Source organism: Spiroplasma sp. hyd1, from assembly GCF_016082235.1.
In the GTDB taxonomy this organism is placed as follows: Bacteria; Bacillota_I; Bacilli_A; order Mycoplasmatales; family Mycoplasmataceae; genus Spiroplasma; species Spiroplasma poulsonii.
In genome coordinates, this window is sequence record NZ_JXYY01000122.1 from 1 (window position 1) to 1,043 (window position 1,043).

General features: G+C 26.1%; 1 protein-coding gene and 1 pseudogene. Both read right to left on the reverse strand.

Going from position 1 to position 1,043, the window contains the following annotated elements; genetic code table 4:
- Positions 1-205 (reverse strand): hypothetical protein (locus TS70_RS08020; RefSeq protein ID WP_232332562.1); only part of this gene is annotated, 205 nt, incomplete at its 3' end.
- A gap of 303 nt (positions 206-508) precedes the next feature.
- Positions 509-1,043 (reverse strand): annotated as a pseudogene (locus TS70_RS08780) (hypothetical protein); the annotation flags it as partial.

The window sequence follows — 1,043 nt, forward strand, 5'->3', positions numbered from 1 at the left end:
CAACAATATATAAACTCGATATTGTTAACATTAACGGATGAGAAAACAAAATTGCCATTTTACCAAANAANGAAAGTAANNAAGTATCTGANTTATATAAATCCATAATGATATTTTTTGCTGATGTTAATTGATTNATAATNACNGTAATAAAACCAGTACCAAAAATAGCNATTGCAACAACTAATAAAACTAATCTAATCATTAATCTGTTTCCTTTCACTGACCATTTTTATTAGCCTTATGTGCTTTTTTAACACCACGTACTGTTGAAGCATACAATTTTGATGTACTGTTTTTAACAGTTGAACCTAATTCGTTNTATTGNGTTCTTGTTCCGTGAATTGCATAAATNGANAACTTAACNACCATAAAAAAGATNATAAAATAANCAATNGTTGTATTTGTCATTGNCAATTTAGTATTTCAAATNACATCAAAAATAAACAAAAATANATCAAAAATAAAACTAAAAATCTTATCTCAATTACTACTTTCNGNTAATAAATTAATCATTTTTANCACTTCCTTTTTCTTTTTTAGGTTTTAAATTCTTTTTCAAAATATCAATATCAAACAATTCTAAACGCTCTTTAACACTCAATTTAGTAATTTCCNACCAATAATATTCTTTTTTATTAACTATTTCATCATTTTTTAAATCACGAACAAACTTTAATCATTGACTATCATATTTTTGAGCAAACTCTAACGGAATAATTATTTTAAAAAACCGAATTCCTAANCCNACATCNGANTTATGTTTTGCNCGTTTACCTTCTGCTGTTCGTTCNACTGATTTTGTNTTTCAAATTTCATAATNNNTAATATCTTGNAAAATACCAATTCGCATAANAAAGAAACGATTAAAAAAATTTAATCCTTTTTTAGCAATGGGTTTTTTCAATGAAATTGGAATAATAATACCACTTGCTAATTGCCGAATATTGTTCCAAATCATACCCTCACGCTGAGCTGTAAACAAAGCACGATTACCAAAATGTCTTGCTAAAACAATTCAAGGTATTTTACCACTATGAACC